Origin of the sequence: Pedobacter sp. (assembly GCF_041645105.1) — a bacterium.
Lineage (GTDB): Bacteria > Bacteroidota > Bacteroidia > Sphingobacteriales > Sphingobacteriaceae > Pedobacter.
In genome coordinates, this window is sequence record NZ_JBAZQQ010000006.1 from 42,637 (window position 1) to 58,921 (window position 16,285).

Annotated in this window: 17 protein-coding genes; 9 read left to right on the top strand and 8 right to left on the bottom strand. The window is 39.2% G+C overall.

Annotated features, from left to right (window positions below):
- Positions 1–361: 361 nt before the first annotated feature.
- Genes WC623_RS18635 through WC623_RS18645 form a run of 3 tightly spaced genes read left to right on the top strand, consistent with a single transcriptional unit; the run spans position 362 to position 6,186 of the window.
- Positions 362–3,391: a SusC/RagA family TonB-linked outer membrane protein gene (locus WC623_RS18635; protein ID WP_372853892.1), complete on the top strand. Its 3,030-nt coding sequence runs from the start codon at positions 362–364 to the stop codon at positions 3,389–3,391.
- Between the two features lie 31 nt (positions 3,392–3,422).
- Positions 3,423–4,847, top strand: coding sequence for a RagB/SusD family nutrient uptake outer membrane protein (locus WC623_RS18640; protein WP_372853894.1), 1,425 nt, complete (start codon positions 3,423–3,425; stop codon positions 4,845–4,847).
- A 7-nt stretch (positions 4,848–4,854) separates the two neighbouring features.
- A complete protein-coding gene (locus WC623_RS18645) occupies positions 4,855–6,186 on the top strand; it encodes a TlpA family protein disulfide reductase (RefSeq protein WP_372853896.1) in 1,332 nt (443 codons plus the stop codon).
- Positions 6,187–6,219: 33 nt separating this feature from the next.
- On the opposite strand, the gene WC623_RS18650 is transcribed toward WC623_RS18645, so the two are convergent.
- The 8 genes from WC623_RS18650 to WC623_RS18685 all read right to left on the bottom strand — a co-directional run bounded on the left by WC623_RS18650 (position 6,220) and on the right by WC623_RS18685 (position 11,983).
- Complete coding sequence (locus tag WC623_RS18650) at positions 6,220–7,272, bottom strand: hypothetical protein (RefSeq protein WP_372853898.1); 1,053 nt, start codon at positions 7,270–7,272, stop codon at positions 6,220–6,222.
- A 67-nt stretch (positions 7,273–7,339) separates the two neighbouring features.
- Positions 7,340–7,600, bottom strand: coding sequence for a hypothetical protein (locus WC623_RS18655; RefSeq protein WP_372853900.1), 261 nt, complete (start codon positions 7,598–7,600; stop codon positions 7,340–7,342).
- Positions 7,601–7,680: 80 nt separating this feature from the next.
- Positions 7,681–8,172: a MauE/DoxX family redox-associated membrane protein gene (locus tag WC623_RS18660; RefSeq protein WP_372853902.1), complete on the bottom strand. Its 492-nt coding sequence runs from the start codon at positions 8,170–8,172 to the stop codon at positions 7,681–7,683.
- 226 nt (positions 8,173–8,398) lie between these two features.
- Positions 8,399–9,058, bottom strand: a complete 660-nt coding sequence (locus WC623_RS18665) for a hypothetical protein (RefSeq protein ID WP_372853904.1) — start codon at positions 9,056–9,058, stop codon at positions 8,399–8,401.
- Positions 8,985–9,452 carry a hypothetical protein gene (locus tag WC623_RS18670; RefSeq protein ID WP_372853906.1) on the bottom strand — a complete coding sequence of 156 codons (468 nt, stop codon included), beginning with the start codon at positions 9,450–9,452 and terminating at the stop codon, positions 8,985–8,987. The genes WC623_RS18665 and WC623_RS18670 overlap by 74 nt, the downstream gene beginning before the upstream one ends.
- Before the next feature lie 247 nt (positions 9,453–9,699).
- Complete coding sequence (locus WC623_RS18675; RefSeq protein WP_372853908.1) at positions 9,700–10,722, bottom strand: helix-turn-helix transcriptional regulator; 1,023 nt, start codon at positions 10,720–10,722, stop codon at positions 9,700–9,702.
- Positions 10,723–10,810: 88 nt separating this feature from the next.
- The gene (locus WC623_RS18680) at positions 10,811–11,761 is read right to left on the bottom strand and encodes a helix-turn-helix domain-containing protein (protein ID WP_372853910.1); all 951 of its coding nucleotides are present in this window, start codon (positions 11,759–11,761) and stop codon (positions 10,811–10,813) included.
- A 24-nt stretch (positions 11,762–11,785) separates the two neighbouring features.
- Positions 11,786–11,983, bottom strand: a complete 198-nt coding sequence (locus WC623_RS18685) for a hypothetical protein (protein WP_349786698.1) — start codon at positions 11,981–11,983, stop codon at positions 11,786–11,788.
- A 609-nt stretch (positions 11,984–12,592) separates the two neighbouring features.
- Between WC623_RS18685 and WC623_RS18690 the strand changes: the two genes are divergently transcribed.
- The 6 genes from WC623_RS18690 (at position 12,593) to WC623_RS18715 (ending at position 16,189) form a co-directional block, all read left to right on the top strand.
- The gene (locus WC623_RS18690; RefSeq protein WP_372853912.1) at positions 12,593–13,237 is read left to right on the top strand and encodes a DUF6266 family protein; all 645 of its coding nucleotides are present in this window, start codon (positions 12,593–12,595) and stop codon (positions 13,235–13,237) included.
- A complete protein-coding gene (locus WC623_RS18695; protein ID WP_372853914.1) occupies positions 13,234–13,881 on the top strand; it encodes a hypothetical protein in 648 nt (215 codons plus the stop codon). Before WC623_RS18690 ends, WC623_RS18695 begins: the two co-directional genes overlap by 4 nt.
- Before the next feature lie 247 nt (positions 13,882–14,128).
- Positions 14,129–14,776: a DUF6266 family protein gene (locus tag WC623_RS18700; RefSeq protein ID WP_372853916.1), complete on the top strand. Its 648-nt coding sequence runs from the start codon at positions 14,129–14,131 to the stop codon at positions 14,774–14,776.
- A gap of 251 nt (positions 14,777–15,027) precedes the next feature.
- A complete protein-coding gene (locus WC623_RS18705) occupies positions 15,028–15,393 on the top strand; it encodes a hypothetical protein (protein ID WP_372853918.1) in 366 nt (121 codons plus the stop codon).
- Positions 15,312–15,821 (top strand): peptidoglycan-binding protein, encoded by a 510-nt coding sequence (locus WC623_RS18710; RefSeq protein ID WP_372853920.1) that lies wholly within the window; start codon positions 15,312–15,314, stop codon positions 15,819–15,821. The genes WC623_RS18705 and WC623_RS18710 overlap by 82 nt, the downstream gene beginning before the upstream one ends.
- The gene (locus WC623_RS18715) at positions 15,818–16,189 is read left to right on the top strand and encodes a hypothetical protein (protein ID WP_372853922.1); all 372 of its coding nucleotides are present in this window, start codon (positions 15,818–15,820) and stop codon (positions 16,187–16,189) included. Before WC623_RS18710 ends, WC623_RS18715 begins: the two co-directional genes overlap by 4 nt.
- Positions 16,190–16,285: the final 96 nt, after the last annotated feature.

Here is a 16,285-nt window from a genome sequence, read left to right on the forward strand (position 1 = left end):
TCCCATTTCCTATTTGATATGTGCTATATTTGCGCATTGAAAAATAGATTTGGGGTTTGCCGTTATCCCGCGTTACGTAAGGCCTGAGAACTGACAAGTAGACGCGGGTGGCAACCCCAAATTTACTTACCCGCCCAAGACTCATATTTTAAAATTGCAACTAACAATTATTAATATGAAACCTAAACAAACTTCTCACTGTGACATTCTTTCACTGGTAATCATTCCGCCACACTAGCTACAGCATCCTCAATTTGAACATTTTCTGAGCTCATAAATCATCCATTAATTCAATCACCTGTAAGCCAGGGACGGGAATATTACCCATAACTGGCTTTTAGGGTTTAACCACTAACCAAATATGTTTAAAACGATACCAATAATCGTAATGGCCACGCTTTGCCTAAATTTAAGTAGCAATGCCCAGGAGCCTCTAAAACCACCAGCCTTAAAAAATCAAGGAGTGATAGGGAAAATAATATCAGCTTTCACTGGAGAATCTCTTCCAGGTGCAGTTATAAAAGTAAATGCACAAAACTATACTACGGTAAGCAGTGATAAGGGAGAGTTTATCCTAACGCTGAGCAACGGAACCTATAATCTATCCATATCCCACCTTGGTTATAAAAACAAAAGCATCAGTATTCAAGTTCCATTTAAAGAGTCACTAGTTATTGCACTGGATAACGATGATAAAAACTTACAGGAAGTAGAAATCAATGCCGGCTACTACACCGTAAAAGATAAAGAACGCACAGGTGCCATATCAAGGGTAACCGCCGAAACTATCGGTAAGCAACCGGTATCCAATCCACTCGCGGCCTTAATTGGCCGCATGCCCGGGGTAAACATAGAACAGCAGTCTGGCATAAACGGTGGTGGCTTCAAAGTCGAGATCAGAGGTCAAAATAGCCTGAGAACAACCAGTGCAGATAATGGGAACAGACCTTTATATATTATTGATGGGGTACCCTATCCGTCCAGCCCAATCACAAACAGCAACCTCAGCGTAGAAGGGCTCAGTGCATTTTCTAGCCCTTTGAATTACATTAATCCGGCAGACATTGAAAGCATAGAAGTTTTAAAGGATGCAGATGCAACAGCTATATATGGTTCCCGAGGTGCAAATGGTGTAATTCTGATCAGCACAAAAAAGGCAAAATCAGGTCAGCATACTATAGACATGAATGTTTACCATGGGGTTTCCGAAATCAGCAGAAGGGTTGAGCTATTAAACACCCAGCAATACCTGGAAATGCGGAGAGAGGCATTTAAAAATGACAATACCAGCCCCGGACCAACCGACTACGACGTCAACGGAACCTGGGACCAAAACCGTTATACTGATTGGCAGGAGGTACTGATTGGTGGTAAAGCAAAAAACACCAGTCTCCAGGCTGCAATAAACGGAGGAAATGAGTTGACACAATTTACCTTTAGAGGGAATTACAGCCGGAACACTACCGTTACGCCCGGTAATTTTGTAGACCATAAAGGTGCCGGAGCATTATCGGTTAACCATACCTCGGCTAACCATAAGTTTAAAGCCAGCTTTTCGGCCAGCTATAGCATAGACAGGAACAAACTAGGGCTGTTTGATGTTTCTAAATACATTAGTCTGCCACCCAATGCGCCACCTTTATATGATGAAAAAGGAAAGCTAAACTGGGGATTGAACAGCAGCGGCTCCCCAACCTGGACCAATCCTATAGCCAGTATTTACCAGCCTTACAACAGTAAGGCAAATGGTTTCATTACCAGTGCCCTGCTTGATTACGAACTGGTTAAAGGGCTTTTCCTTAAAAGCAGTTTTGGGTATACAAACATTGGCTTAAACGAGAACCTGATTACCCCGATCAGCAGTCAGGCTCCTTCACCATCGGCAGTAACAGGCACCAATCTTTCTGCATTTAACAACATAGAAACCTGGATTATAGAGCCTCTGCTCAACTATAAAAGAAAGATTGGTCCAGGAACAATTGACCTGGTGCTTGGCGCCACCTTTCAAAAAGATGACCAAAGATCAGAGCGCATCTCTGCATCGGGTTATTTAAGTGATCTCTATCTGGATAATGTTTCGGTTGCCCCATCCAGATTGGGAAGTGCTTCATCCTCACAATATAGATACAATGCCATATTTGGCAGGGTCAATTATAACCTGAACAGCCGGTATATTGTTAACCTGACAGGAAGAAGAGATGGATCAAGCAGGTTTGGGCCGGATCAACAGTTCGGAAATTTTGGCGCAATTGGTCTTGCCTGGATCTTTAGCAATGAAAGCTGGCTGGCCGAAAAACTGCCTATGCTCTCTTATGGAAAGTTAAGGGGAAGTTATGGCATTACCGGGAATGATCAGATTCCAAATTATGGTTACCTGGAAACCTACAAAGCCACCACGCAGCCTTATCAGGGAGAGAATGGTTTAATCCCTTCAAGAATAGCCAATCCAGATTTTTCGTGGGAAACAAGCCGCAAAGCAGAATTGGCCTTGGACTTGGGCTTTATAAATGACAAGATATTGCTTGCACTGAGTCATTACGGCAACCGTTCGTCTAACCAGCTGGTTGGTTATACCCTGCCGGATATTACAGGTTTTCCGAGTATCCAGTATAATTTACCGGCAACCATACAAAATACCGGTTGGGAGTTTGAATTGAATACGACCAATATTAAAACCACTACGTTTTCATGGAAAAGCTCGCTCAACTTCAGCGTCCCGAAAAACAAGCTTGTATCTTATCCTAACATAGAAGGTTCTTCCTATGTTTATATGTATACGGTAGGCGCCTCCATGTTTAGGCCAAAAGCCTACCACTATCTGGGTGTCGATGCACAGACGGGTGTTTACATGTTTGAAGATGTAGATGGCAATGGCAACGATACAGACGAAACCGACCGTAAGCTTGCATCCAGATCTCTTACCAGCCATTGGTATGGTGGATTCCAGAATTCTATTACTTTTAAAGGACTACAACTGGACTTTTTTTTCCAGTTTGTGAATAAAACCAGCAGGTATTCATCCACATTCCCTACTCCTGGAGCGCTCTACAATCAGCCAATAGAAGTAATGGACAGGTGGCAGAAACCGGGAGATATAGCCAACTACCAGATGTTTACCCAGGACTTTGGCCTGGCAGGAAATAAGGATTATTATTTAGTAAGTTCTGACCGATTCAGAAACTCCTCGTTTGTCCGATTAAAGAATTTATCACTTTCCTGGAACGCCCCTTCTCAATGGATACACCAAGCAAAGATTAAAAGCCTAAGGCTTTATCTGCAAGGACAAAACCTAATTACCCTAACCAAATATCCGGGCGATCCGGAAGTGGGCGCAAGTGGAGCGCTCCCAAGTCTTAGGACCGTTACTTTAGGAATGCAAATCAGCTTTTAACAGTTCAGCACTTATAAAAATAACATTTAAAATGAAAAATACATTCATAAAAACAGTTCTGATTAGTGGTATGTGTTTAGTTATGGCATGCAAGGGATTCCTTGAAATAGATGCACCTAAAGACCAGATCATCGCAAGCAAAATTTACACCAATGATGAAACTGCGACGGCAGTTATCAGGGGTATTTACGCACAGCTCATATCCAATTCCATGTTTGCAAGTGGAAATCAGCTGAGCATTACCTTCCTGGCAGGGAGGTCTGCTGATGATTTTGTCAATTACAGTGGAAATGCAAGCTACAAACAGTTTTACGATAACAATATCTTACCCGACAATGCTTCTTTACGGAGTTCTCTTTGGCAGAGTCCGTATCAGATCATTTATGCCGCCAACGCAGTTTTAGAGAACCTGATACTTTCAGATCAGGTATCTCAACCTGTTAAACAGCAACTTTTGGGAGAAGCAAAATTTATAAGGGCATTCTGTCATTTCTATTTAACAAATCTGTTTGGAGACGTTCCACTGGTTTTAACCACAGATTACAAAGCTAATATTTTGGCGTTCGCTAGTACAAAAGCACGGCTATACGAGCAGATGATCAGGGATCTTACAGAAGCTAAAAATCAACTGTCTGATGGTTACCCTTCAACTGAACGGGTAAGGGTTAACAAATGGGCCGCTGTTGCATTGCTGTCCAGAGTTTATTTATACCATAAGGACTGGGCTAAAGCAGAAAGCGAAGCATCAGAAATTATTGGCAGGACAAACCAGTATGAACTGCTTGGCGATCTGAACCAGGTTTTTCTAAAAAACAGTAAAGAGGCTATTTTACAGTTCGTCGTTCCTGCGGGACTTGGCAGTAATACCTTTGAAGGGAAAAGGTTTATCCTGAATGCCGCACCAAACGTAAGTACTGAGGTGGTTTTAAGTGACCAACTCTTGTCTGCATTTGGACCAGGAGACGAGCGACAGTTGAAATGGGTAGGCACATTTACCATTGGAGCCAACTCGTGGAAATATCCTTTTAAATACAAAGTGAAATCTTCCGCAAATAGTGAAGAATATTCCATGGTATTGAGGTTGGCAGAACAATACCTGATCAGGGCTGAGGCCAGGATTAATCAGGAAAAGATAGATCTGGGTATCGAAGATCTGAATGCATTAAGACGAAGAGCTAGAGCATTGCCCACCATCGCTGTTTCTAGCCCCCTTCCTGATCTGCCCGCTGATATGGATAAGGCAACCGCCCTGCTTGCGGTAGAGGATGAAAGAAGAGTTGAATTTTTTTCGGAATGGGGACACCGGTGGTTAGACCTGAAAAGAACCAACAGGGCAAATACAATCCTTGCTCCACTTAAGGGCAGCAAGTGGCAAAATACGGATGTCTTGTATCCTATTCCTGTAACGGAACTCCTGAATAATAAAAATTTAGTACAGAACCTTGGTTATCATTAAAAGCATTATGAAAATAAAAATAGTACTTCTTTTTATGCTTGTACCTTTTTTTACAGAGCATACAGCAGCGCAGGTTAGTACACCAATTTTAGAAAAGGCTAAGATTGGAGTACCCGCCCCAAACTATGTACTAACCGGCGTAATTAATTCTGAGCAACAACATTTAAGGCTGAGCGACTTTAAAGGCAAATTGCTGATCCTGGATTTTTGGTCTTTCGGATGTGCTTCCTGCGTTGGCTCCTGGCCCAAACTGATGGAACTGCAGCAAATGTTTAAGGGTAGTATCCAGATCATTACCGTAAATCCTTATCAAACCAAAGCGCAGGTACAGGCATTTATAAAAAATAATGATCGCATATCCGGGCAGAAGATGACTTTACCGATGGCCTGTGGAGATAAGCAATTATTACAGATCTTTCCTCATGCTTCAGTCCCCCATCTGGTTTTTATAGATCGGGAGGGTATAGTAAAACACATTACTTCAGGTGATTTTCTCAGCAAAGAATTTATAAGGAGTATTTTAGATCGAAAATCTATAAATGTCCCCGAGAAAACTGATCAACTGATCTCCTTGAAATTCAACAGACCTCTTTTTGTAAACGGGAATGTAGTTGGACAGGATACCGGAAACAATTTAGTTTTAAGCTCCGTTATTACACCGTATAATTCCAATATCATGACTATATATAGTTTCACAAAGGCTAATAATAAGGCTTATGGATGGATTGCAAACTATTCTGTAAAATCGGCTCTTCGGCTTTTATACGGTAGATTTATTAATGAATTTAATCATATTATGCCTGTGCCAACTGCACGGATTATTTTTAAAAACAAGGATTCTTCTAGTTTAGTGTCCGTTTTAAACAACATTCCACGTTATGACAATAAGTATTGTTATCAGGCTACCTCAAGCCGGGACATCCCGATTCAAAAAATCAGAGATAAAATGATTGTGGATATAGAAACCAGCTTTGGAATAAAAGCACGCTGGGAAAAACAGCAGATGAAATGTCTGGTGCTTGCTAAAGGAAGAGGTCCTTTAAATGAATATAAGCAAGGGGAAAAGGAAGTCTTTATTGGGGCTAACAACATGCAGTTCAATAATATTTCCACAACTGAATTAATAGATGGTCTGCTTAATAGCCCCGGCTCTTATAACATTACTTACCCCATAATTGATGAAACCGGTTATACCGGAAAACTGGGACTGGCTAAATTTGAGCATCGGGGGAAAATCATCGATTACAGCGTTTTTGCTGAAGAGCTCAGAAAACATGGTTTAGAACTCTCGCTACAGAAAAGAGAGACAGATGTAATTGTGATTAGAAAAGACAATTAAAATAGAGGGCAGGAACTTAAACATTTCTGCCCCTTATTTTACATCAGGAAGTTGGAATGTATACCTGCTGAGTTGTTTGCCAGCCAGGGTGTAGACGTTATTACCAATAACCTTAATCTGGCTTATGGCAGCTTTACTTTGTTTAGGCAGGTAAAAGGAATACATATATGCAGACCTTTTCAGGTCATAAACATCAATGGCTACAGAATGCTCAAACATAACCTGATCTTCATTTCTGCCCATTAATTCTGACTGGACAAATAGTTTATCATCCCATGATGAACTGCCGGAATTAACCATCAATGCGGGGGATGTGATTACACTTGAACCTGCTGATTTAATAGTTGACACTTTAAAATCAGCCCTGTTTATTGGATCAATGGTTTTTATTTTTCGAACCAAAGACAGATTAGTGTCTATAACCAAGATTTCGTTACGGTACAAATAGGTATAAGTTAACAGATGAAGCTGTTTGTTGTATTCTATATTCCCTGCGGTACAAAACAATCCGTCTACCTGCTTTTCGAAGATAACATCATTCTCGATTCTTTTTATTGTCGTGCTTTCCTTGCGGAGTGCATTCTCATTTGTTCTGCTACTGACATATTTATAGATAATAGAATGCAGGTTTATGGGAATTCCCTGATTAAAATAGGGCGCAAAAACTGCAGACCTCCCCGCTTTCCACTTGTCAGTTTTGCCAGATAAGATCAACCGGTCGGTTCCATTGAGGATATAAAAATCAGTAGTGTCTATATAATATTTGTAACTGCCATTCTTATTGTAATCGGCCGGGTTTATATGAACATAGACAAATTGGGTATCGGTTAATTGAAGATTAGTTTTTAGCAAATGTGCTAAGGCTACATAGTTTCCTAAATAGAGCTTATTGCCCGATGATCCTGCAATATAATAGGAGTCGTACTTGAGGTTTAACGAGAATATACTGCTTAACGGAGTTATAAACCTGCGTTCAAAATCGTAAGATTTTTTTGTTAAATGGAGATTATACCAGCCGAATAACACAATTATGGGAACTATGGCTAACAGGGATACTAGGGCAAGGGCTAAGAATGTTCTTTTCATGACTGAGAGGATGTAAAGCTATACCTGCAGTAATTAAACTACAGGTATAGCTGATGAAGGAAACGGCTTATGGTATTCTATAAAGTGTAACCGTACACTTGCCTGTTTCCGGATCATTGGCATACCACGTGCCTATGTTAGGGCCTGTGGTAAAGGTGCATGGAATGGTAGTATCCGATAATGTACAGGGCACATTTCGGGTACAATCTTCCAACGAGTTCAGCGGTCCGCCAATAGGAACCAACCTGCTCGTAGTTGCATTTTTTGCAACCGCATGACCTACAGCAACTGTTGCCAGTAAGCCAAAAAAGAAAAATACTTTTCTCATAGCATTTATATTTGGTATTGCCTACTCTTCACAGTTTTTCGGCTTCCACTGATTGATTGCCTTAAGCAACCAAATATCTTCTATATGGCAATCAGCTGCCTTTTCTGTTTATTTATCCGTGTTTGCAAAAGAATCACCACTATTCCAACACCTACAAATGCAATGTTTACAATGAGGTGTTCTCCCCATTTCATCCCTTCGAAAATACCACCGCAGCTGCAGGGAATCCTTTCCGTGAAATTCATGATCACAATAATATAAGTGGTAAACATCACCATTAAACCATGGGAGGCATAAAGTGCAATTAGCCTGGTAAAAGGGAATACCAGTAAAAATGAGATAAGGATTTCAACTGATGGAATAAACCAGGCCACATACCTGGATATAGGGGTTAATAGCGGCGATTGTCCCAGCTGCACGTTAAACTTTTGAAAATCTATGAGTTTATCTGTAGCGGTATGGATAAACAATAAAAAAAACAGACCAGAGATGATGGTTACAATCACCTGCTGATTTATGATTCCCCTAAAATTGAAGGAGCTAAATCTGTTGTTAACATGCCTGTCGTCCATAATATTTTATTTCTTTTAATTGTTCACCATCTCCTGCAATGGCGTTTCCCTTCGTTCTCTGTCAATTAACCCAAAGATATATGAGGAAAAAAAAAGCGTGTTGACTTGGGTCAAGTGATTCGCTTAACCTGGGTCAAGTAAAACACTTGACCTAAGTCAAGTGGCCTAGGTTGGCGGTAGTGTAAAGGCTGTTTTGTGAGGAAAAAAATATTTGAAAAAAAGTAAATTATTTTGATAACCTTCTAATCATTCTACTTAGAGACGTATTTCTAATACCTAAATGGCCGGCAATATCTTTTCTTGCTGACTGCTGTTCTACTTCTGGACGTCCATGTTTCAATTTCGAATATCGATGCTCAGGACTACGGGTTTTAAGCCTCCTTTTCCATAGTTTAAAATCCTGGATTTGTTCTTTAATCAGATCATTTATACAGATACCTATTTCGCTATATTTTGACTCAATTGCTGATAAACCTGCCTTGTCTAAAATATAAACAACACTACCTGCACTAACCTCAATGCTAAATCTTGCAACACAGTTTTTTTTCATACTTCTTCCTTCAGCCAAAATGCAGGGACTTAACATCAGGAATGGATTGAGTTCTTGTTTATATGATTTACTGTAGTAGTAGAAACGACAGTTACCCTTTAATAAAAAGTAAATGCTTACAGCAACATTACCATCTTTAATTAGATCCCGTTTTCCTTCGCGATAATCTGGTCTTGTCAAATCGAAAATGTATTGATACATTTCTTCCTTCATTTGTGCCGTGGTGGCTGCTGGCAAACGAAGCGTTTCGTCTAATATTTGCTTAAAGAGCGATTTTATCATTGCTAACGCATGTTTTCCATGTGTCTTTCCATTCTCCACTCTTAACCAGCTCATCCCTTTTCTGAATAGTTTTACTAATTGCTTCTTTTTCATCTGCAGCCAGACATTGAAAAATTAATATGCCTCCATCTTCGCCGTATGCCGAATGAAAAAAGATATGGTAAGATTCCTTTAATGCTTCTTCAACCATGTCAATCGTACTGCAGATTAATATTTCCTTTGGTATAATGGAAATCTTATCAAGCAGTATGCAATATGGGTCTGTAGTTTTTTCCGTATAATATTTAGGATTAAGATCCAACGAAACAATCTCTACGTCAAACATTTTGGTTTTAAAGCGATTTAAAAAAGTCTCTGCTTTTTCAAGTGTGTCAAACATGCCATATAACTCGTCCAGCGAATGGTTGCTAGTGGGTTTTACCAGGTAAACTTTACTTTGGGTTTTCATTTCCAAAACTGCTAATGGTGAGAAATCTGTTAATTGTAGATCGCGTTAGCCGCTTCGTTGCACCCTCATAAATCAGCTTCTCCCGGCTAAGCGCTTCCAGGAAAAACATTTTTATGAGTGGTGCTAGAAGCATGCAAATCAAATCTCAACACATTTTCTTTCTTTTGGAATGGACAATCACGTCAATATGTAAATGTATTTTATGCCTCAATTGAAACGATTGTCCATGTCATACCGTCTGAATTTTTTAGTGATTTCGCTTTACATCACTGGGCGCTAGACTAAAATGATTTTTAAATAGCCGACTAAAATGCAATGGATCGGGATAGCCTATGTTAGCTGCTATGTCTTTAATAGCGATCTGGCTGGTTGTAATTTGTAGCATAGCTTCATCCATCCTCAGCTTTATAACATATTGGCGTAGGGTCATTTTAATGGTTTTTTTGAGTAGCCGATCTAAGGTAGATATCGATATGTTAAACATGCTTGCCATTGTAAGCTGGTTTTCAACTATTTTCTCTGTATAATGTTGATGAATAAAAGAAATGATTTCTGCTTTTTTCTTTTTATTTAAAGCATTGGTGGTATATCTCTCATTTATCAGAGCTTGCTCGTATTTAGCAAGGCAGTTTGTACTGATGCTCTCTATAGCGGTAAATTGTGACAATGTACCTGAGTTGATGTGCTTGAAATATTTTTTAAACAGATTGAAAATGCTTGTGGTAATCTTGCAATGAGGCAAGAGAATGTAAGGGATATCCCCAGATTGATGGGCATCTGTCATCCCTTTGAATTGTGGAATTTCTTTACATCTATCTATAAAATAATCGGGGTTAAAATTTAAAATGATCATTTTGTGTTTGGGGGACTTAAATTCCCAGGTGTAGTGCCCGGCACTAAGAAAGCACAAAGTGCAGCTGTTTCCTTTGCTTTCTGAAATCAAATCGCCAAACTCATTGTGAAGAGTAGATTCTCCGTTTAACATAATAAACATCAAGAAGGATGATTGCTCGATGATCATGTCAAAACTCGTTTTTTCTGGTAAATCAAGTTCAAAAAAGCCTAAAAGCACAAGGTAATGACTGATCGATTGAAGCTGGATTCTGGAATCACTCCCCAGAAGTAATTGTGTCGCAGCTCCATTTAAAGAGATGTTTTTAAGATGGGAATGCTGACCAGAATCACTAACTCTGATCAGCATGGCATTAAGGTAGAATGTAATATGAGAATGCATAGTCGAAGAGCGTTTAGATGAAAAGCAAAGTTCCATACTATATCGATCTTAAAAAATGCAGTTTAGGGACAAAATTTTAGAGATTAAAGCAATAATCGGTTACTATTTTACAAAAACGAGTTTCTTAACCAGGATTATACATAAACGCGTCCTTAGCTGGATACCCATGATACTCATTAAATCTCCTGCTGAAATAGTACTCAGTTTTAAATCCGACCTCTTTGTATACCTCTTTTACCATTTTCTGCTCTTTTACCAGAAGATCACGAGCTTTTGTCATTCTTAGATCTGTTAAATATTTATATGCAGTTGTACCCAATACTTTCTTGAAATACTCGGTCAGGGTTTTCTTGGTGGTGTTAAATTTAGTTCCCAAAATCGTGAGGTTCTCAAATTCCGGATTGCCGTAATTTTCATTTATATAAGTTCTTATTTCAAGTACTACTTGCATATAATGAGGCTGGGAGGAGTATTTGGATTTTGCTGAGTAAATGTCAATTTCTCCTGATTTTAACAGGCTTATCTTTAGTTGAGTATAATTTTCTGCGCTGATTCGTAAAAATGAAGCACAATATTTATCGGCCAGTTCAGCAACATCGTATTGGTTGAAAAAGAAGATTATCCTTTCACGTGGAGCTAATAAAAACATTTCAGACTTTACATCATTTATCCTTATGGCATTGCTCATTAACAATCCTTTGAACTTTACCCTTTCTGAATACGGCTCTAGTTTAAGATATTGTTCTCGTGTCAATTCATGAACTTCTACCTGACCAATGGCTATATATTTATAAGCCACAAGTTTGTTATAGAAAAAACTTGGCAGATCGGTAACAAATGCACCGGGAGAATAGATGTCCATAATGGTTTGCATGCCGCTGATGTCTTGACTAACTTCTACGATAAAGCCAGAGCGGAGGTGCCAGATCGACTTAGCTTGTTTACCTGGTCTTAAAAATATCGAGGAATTGTTCCTGATTTTTTTGGCTAGTTTATCTGCTAAATTAACTTCAAATTCTTTGGAAAAGGAATCTGTGCTATTGAAATCACTCAATAGATTTTCATCTTGAATCATACGCTGAGATTTGTGGATAGTAGATTAATTGTTTTTGTTTAAAGCTTTGAGAACTTCGCTTTCTTCCAGGCCTTTATGCTCACTAAATTCTTTTATAGTGATTAAATGCCGTTTTTTCTTGTTTAGTTCCTCACGGATCGCTTTAAATATCCGCTGTGCTTGTCGCACACTGATTTCCAGAAGCCCGGCGGCTTCTTTAGGGTAAATACATAATCGTTGCATGTTAGGGTCTGATTAAAACCGCAACAAGTTAAGTGACGCTTAGCGTATGGATCAGATGATCCGTACGGAACCCAACTGGTAGTTGGTTGTTGGTTAATATATTGGTTGAGTATGATGATTATTTATTATGTAAATAATTTTGTACTGTATAAATTATTGTCAAATAATGGAATATTTTATTTCTCAAATTAAGTGAAAATATTAATCAATTACATAACTATTTAACATTTTATAGGTGGGTCCTATGTAACAAAGTTATTATCAAGACAATTACGACATAAAACGTCAGATCGGGACATCCTGCGACAAGCCATTTTTTATTCACTCTACTTTTGGGTTATGGATCAAAAACATAACATAAGAAAAACTCTCTTCAACATTTTTTTAGATGAATGTCAGGCTTACAGGATGGCGGTATTCAGCTTAATAACAAAGTCGAATTTAAGAGGGACCTCCTTGCTCTCTCGTTCTGCTTTGTTCGGGAAAATCCAACTCATATTAATCCCTTACAGGAGTAGTATAAAAATAGTTTAGGAAGGCACTATTCGGCTCTTGACGCATCCCAAAAAAATCTAATAAAAATTTTAAATCAATTAAATCATATCAATTATGGCAAGAATAAGAAGTGGGATATTAGGCCCTATACACGGTAAGTTAGGCTCAATAGTGGGGGCAGTATGGAAACAAACAGCATATTTGAGGACCATGCCTACAGAAACAAAATCTGGCGTAAAGGCAACACCTGCTCAAATAGCCTGCAGAGAAAAATTCAAATTTGTACAACAATGGCTAGTGCCTTTTTATGCCTATGTGACTGTAGGTTTTAGAAATTATGCGAAAGATAAAACAGAAATCAATGCGGCATTCTCCAAGATTTACAGATATGCTACGGTAGGGGCATATCCTGACTTAAACATCGATTATGAAAAGGTGGTTTTAACAAAGGGTCATTTACCTGGTTTATATTCAGTAGTAGTTGAATTGGCCCAGCCAGATTTGCTAAAGTTAAACTGGAAGCAAAATCACAACGATGACTCTTCTACTGATGATCAGGTGATGTTAATCGTTTATAACAGGGAACTTAAAATTGTTGATGGCTTTATTGGCGGATGTAACCGCGCCAATCTACAATGCAGCCTGGAATTAAATCCTAAACTGATCGGCAAATCACTGGATGTGTATGTGAGTGTGGTTTCATTAAATGGGAAAAGGGTAGCAAATAGTGAGTATTTAGGAAAGGTAAATCCCTTATGAATGCAGAGTTAACAAAGCTAAGGACATTGGTATTGAAGGATCTTGATCCGGTATATTACCATATGGATAAGCAGAAGGTGGATGATTGGCTGCGGGAGTTACCTTTGATACAGTCGCATATATTAAGCGCATTACAGGCAGAGGTGTTGGGCGATACGGACAACAGCCTGGTTGAGCGTCATCTGAAACAAATGCATTACGATTGTGCATTTTTGTTGAATGCTTTGTACAAGTACGGTAATATGCCGGATGTGCCGGAAGCCTTGTATTTCTTAACAGAAGGCTGCCTTCAAAGTACATTGTCGCATATTGAAGAGCGCTATGGGGATTGTTTTTTAAGAAAAGGGGCGGACTACAATCATCCGGCAGAGGACTATCGTATCAGGGTGTTATTGTCTGCCGAGGGCCTGGCCTACTTTTTCAAATTGCTTTTTAAAGCCGGCGCTTTAGACTCCGGCCCGGTTAGCCGTATGATCGTTTCGCTTTCTAAAAACTTCGCGACTTCTGGTATCGGTAATGCTTATTTATCTAGCAATAGTTTAATGACCAAATACAAGCAGGTGGTACAAAGTACAGCCAAATCTGTAAGGGCATTGCTGGTGAAAATGTTGAGGGTGTTGGACGAGGAGTTTACGATTGTATGATTTTTTGATAAAAATTTTATGCCGTTTGGATAGCTTTAAAGCTTGTTTTTGTCTAAATATTCGCAAGCATACCGTACCCCCCGGGACTGCCACAGCTTTCTTTTATTCTTTCTCTTTGTGTCATCATTTGCAATAGGCTGAGTAGTGACGACTACCCTTGTCCTGGCTAAGATGCTTAATGACGATTAATTACCTGAAGCCTGCTAAATGAAACAAACAGATTTTTTAATCCTTAAAATTTAAAATTATGGGAATTGTTAGAAATGGAATCCTTGGCGGATTTCGCAAAAAAGTTGGTAATGTTTCCGGTGCTTTCTTTAGAGATCTAAATGTTATCAAGACCTTACCTCGTCCAAGTGGTAAGGCGCCAACACAGTTACAGGTCAATCAGCGTATAAAGTTTGGATTGGTGACCAGTTTCTTAAGCTTGTTGAGTGATCTGATTGACACAGGTTTTCAACCAGATGCAAAATCTGCATCACCAATGAATCAGGCGGTTTCTTATCATCTGAAAGAAGCGGTTATTGGTATCGCCCCGGATTTTTCAATTGATTATACTAAGCTTAGGTTTAGTCGTGGGAAATTGAATGTTCCTTATTTATACGATGTGGAACCGGTTGCCGGAGCTGAGCTGAAATTTACCTGGAGCGAGGATGGTATTGATAGTAAGCATAAGGATGGGACAGATATGATCAACGTGGTTGCTTATGAGCCATTGACTAATCGCTTCGTAATGTTAACAGGGGCGGAGGAAAGATCTGCATTGGAGTTTAGCTTGCAGTTGCCTCCTGATTTGGTAGGGGCAGAGGTTTATTGCTACTTCAGCTTTACTTCTTTTAAGAAAAAGGGGCTTCATTCTAAAAGTGTCTATGTTAAGAAGGTGGTTGTAGTGTAATTGATTAAAAATAATGGTGATCTCCTCTCAGGCTGGGACACAGCTGCGCAATGCCCCTATGCCTGCTCGGAGACACCATTATTTTTTCGTAATTAACTACTTGGGGTGATTTCATTTAATGTTTCAGGCTGGGACACAGCTACGCAATGCCCCTATGCCTGTTCGGAGACACCATTATTTTTCTGTAATGAACTAAGTGGGGTGGTTAAGGGTGTTGGTCTTATTATTAGGTAATTTCTAAAATTGTAAAAATGGATGTATTAAAAGTTTCAGCCTTAGATGCTAAGGTAAATTATAAGGTTTATTTGTTGCTGCTGATCTTATTGTCGCTATGGTTATTTGCACAGCGCCTGATCATGCATGCTGATCCTACTATAGGGTTTATTGATCCGAATATCTGGCTATTGTTTTTGCTCAGTATGATTGCTTTTCTAATGGTTATAGCATTGTGCTGGTGGATTTTGCAAAGGTTTTGGATGAGTTTAGGTTTTCCGGATTTAGGGAATATGGTTTCACAGTTTAAACAATTGTTATTATGGCAACAGTTAGGATTTTATTGGGCCTCGTTTGCATTGCTGTTATTGGCAGCAGTTGGCGTGCTGAGCGCAGTATTATAACACCAGCTCAGGTCGTTGCAATAGCACAAAAGGAAATTGGCATTCAGGAAACTTCAGAAAATAGTGGCCTGCGTGTTGATCGGTACAATGCTTATGTAGGACTGAAAAAAGTGCCTTGGTGTGCTTCCTTTGTCTCCTGGTGCTTTGGGCAGGCTGGATATCCGCAACCGCGGACAGCCTGGAGTCCATCACTTTTCCCGGCCAATAGGATTACAAAGGAGCCTTTGCCTGGAATGGTATTAGGGATATACTTTCCTGAACTAAAGAGAATAGGACATTGCGGGATTGTTACGGAACTGAAAAACGATCTCGTGTATGCAGTGGAAGGGAATACCAATATTAATGGGAGCAGAGAGGGGACAGGTGTTTACCGACGCATTAGACATAAACGCAGTATACACTGCTTTTCAAATTGGTCCAGCTTATGAAAACGAAATTATTCTTCATCACGATGTTGTTTTGTAGTTGTTCCTTGTTCAGAAAGACTAGCAAAACAAGGGATATCGCAACGCAAAGTTCAAAAAACCAGCTGGATTTTGGTCAGCTGGTTTTAAAATCTTCTGGTAAGGAGACGCAGGTTTTTACTTATTGGAATGATAGTGGTTTTTATCAATACCAGCACATTAAAGAGCAGATTGATCAGGCTCAGTCAGAAAAATTAACAACAATAGCACAAAACGCTGCCGAGCAGACCATTGCTACTAAAAATACTACATCTGTACATGCATGGGGCATAATTGGCATTGTAATACTTATTACAGTTATTTCTCTCTTTTACAGAAATCTAAAGTTGTGATGGTTTTTATGGCAGTGTAACGTAAATGTTGCGGTTTGTAAAATTCATTTTTTATTTTTTGATTTAAATTCGCTTAATTTTTAATTAATCTCTTGC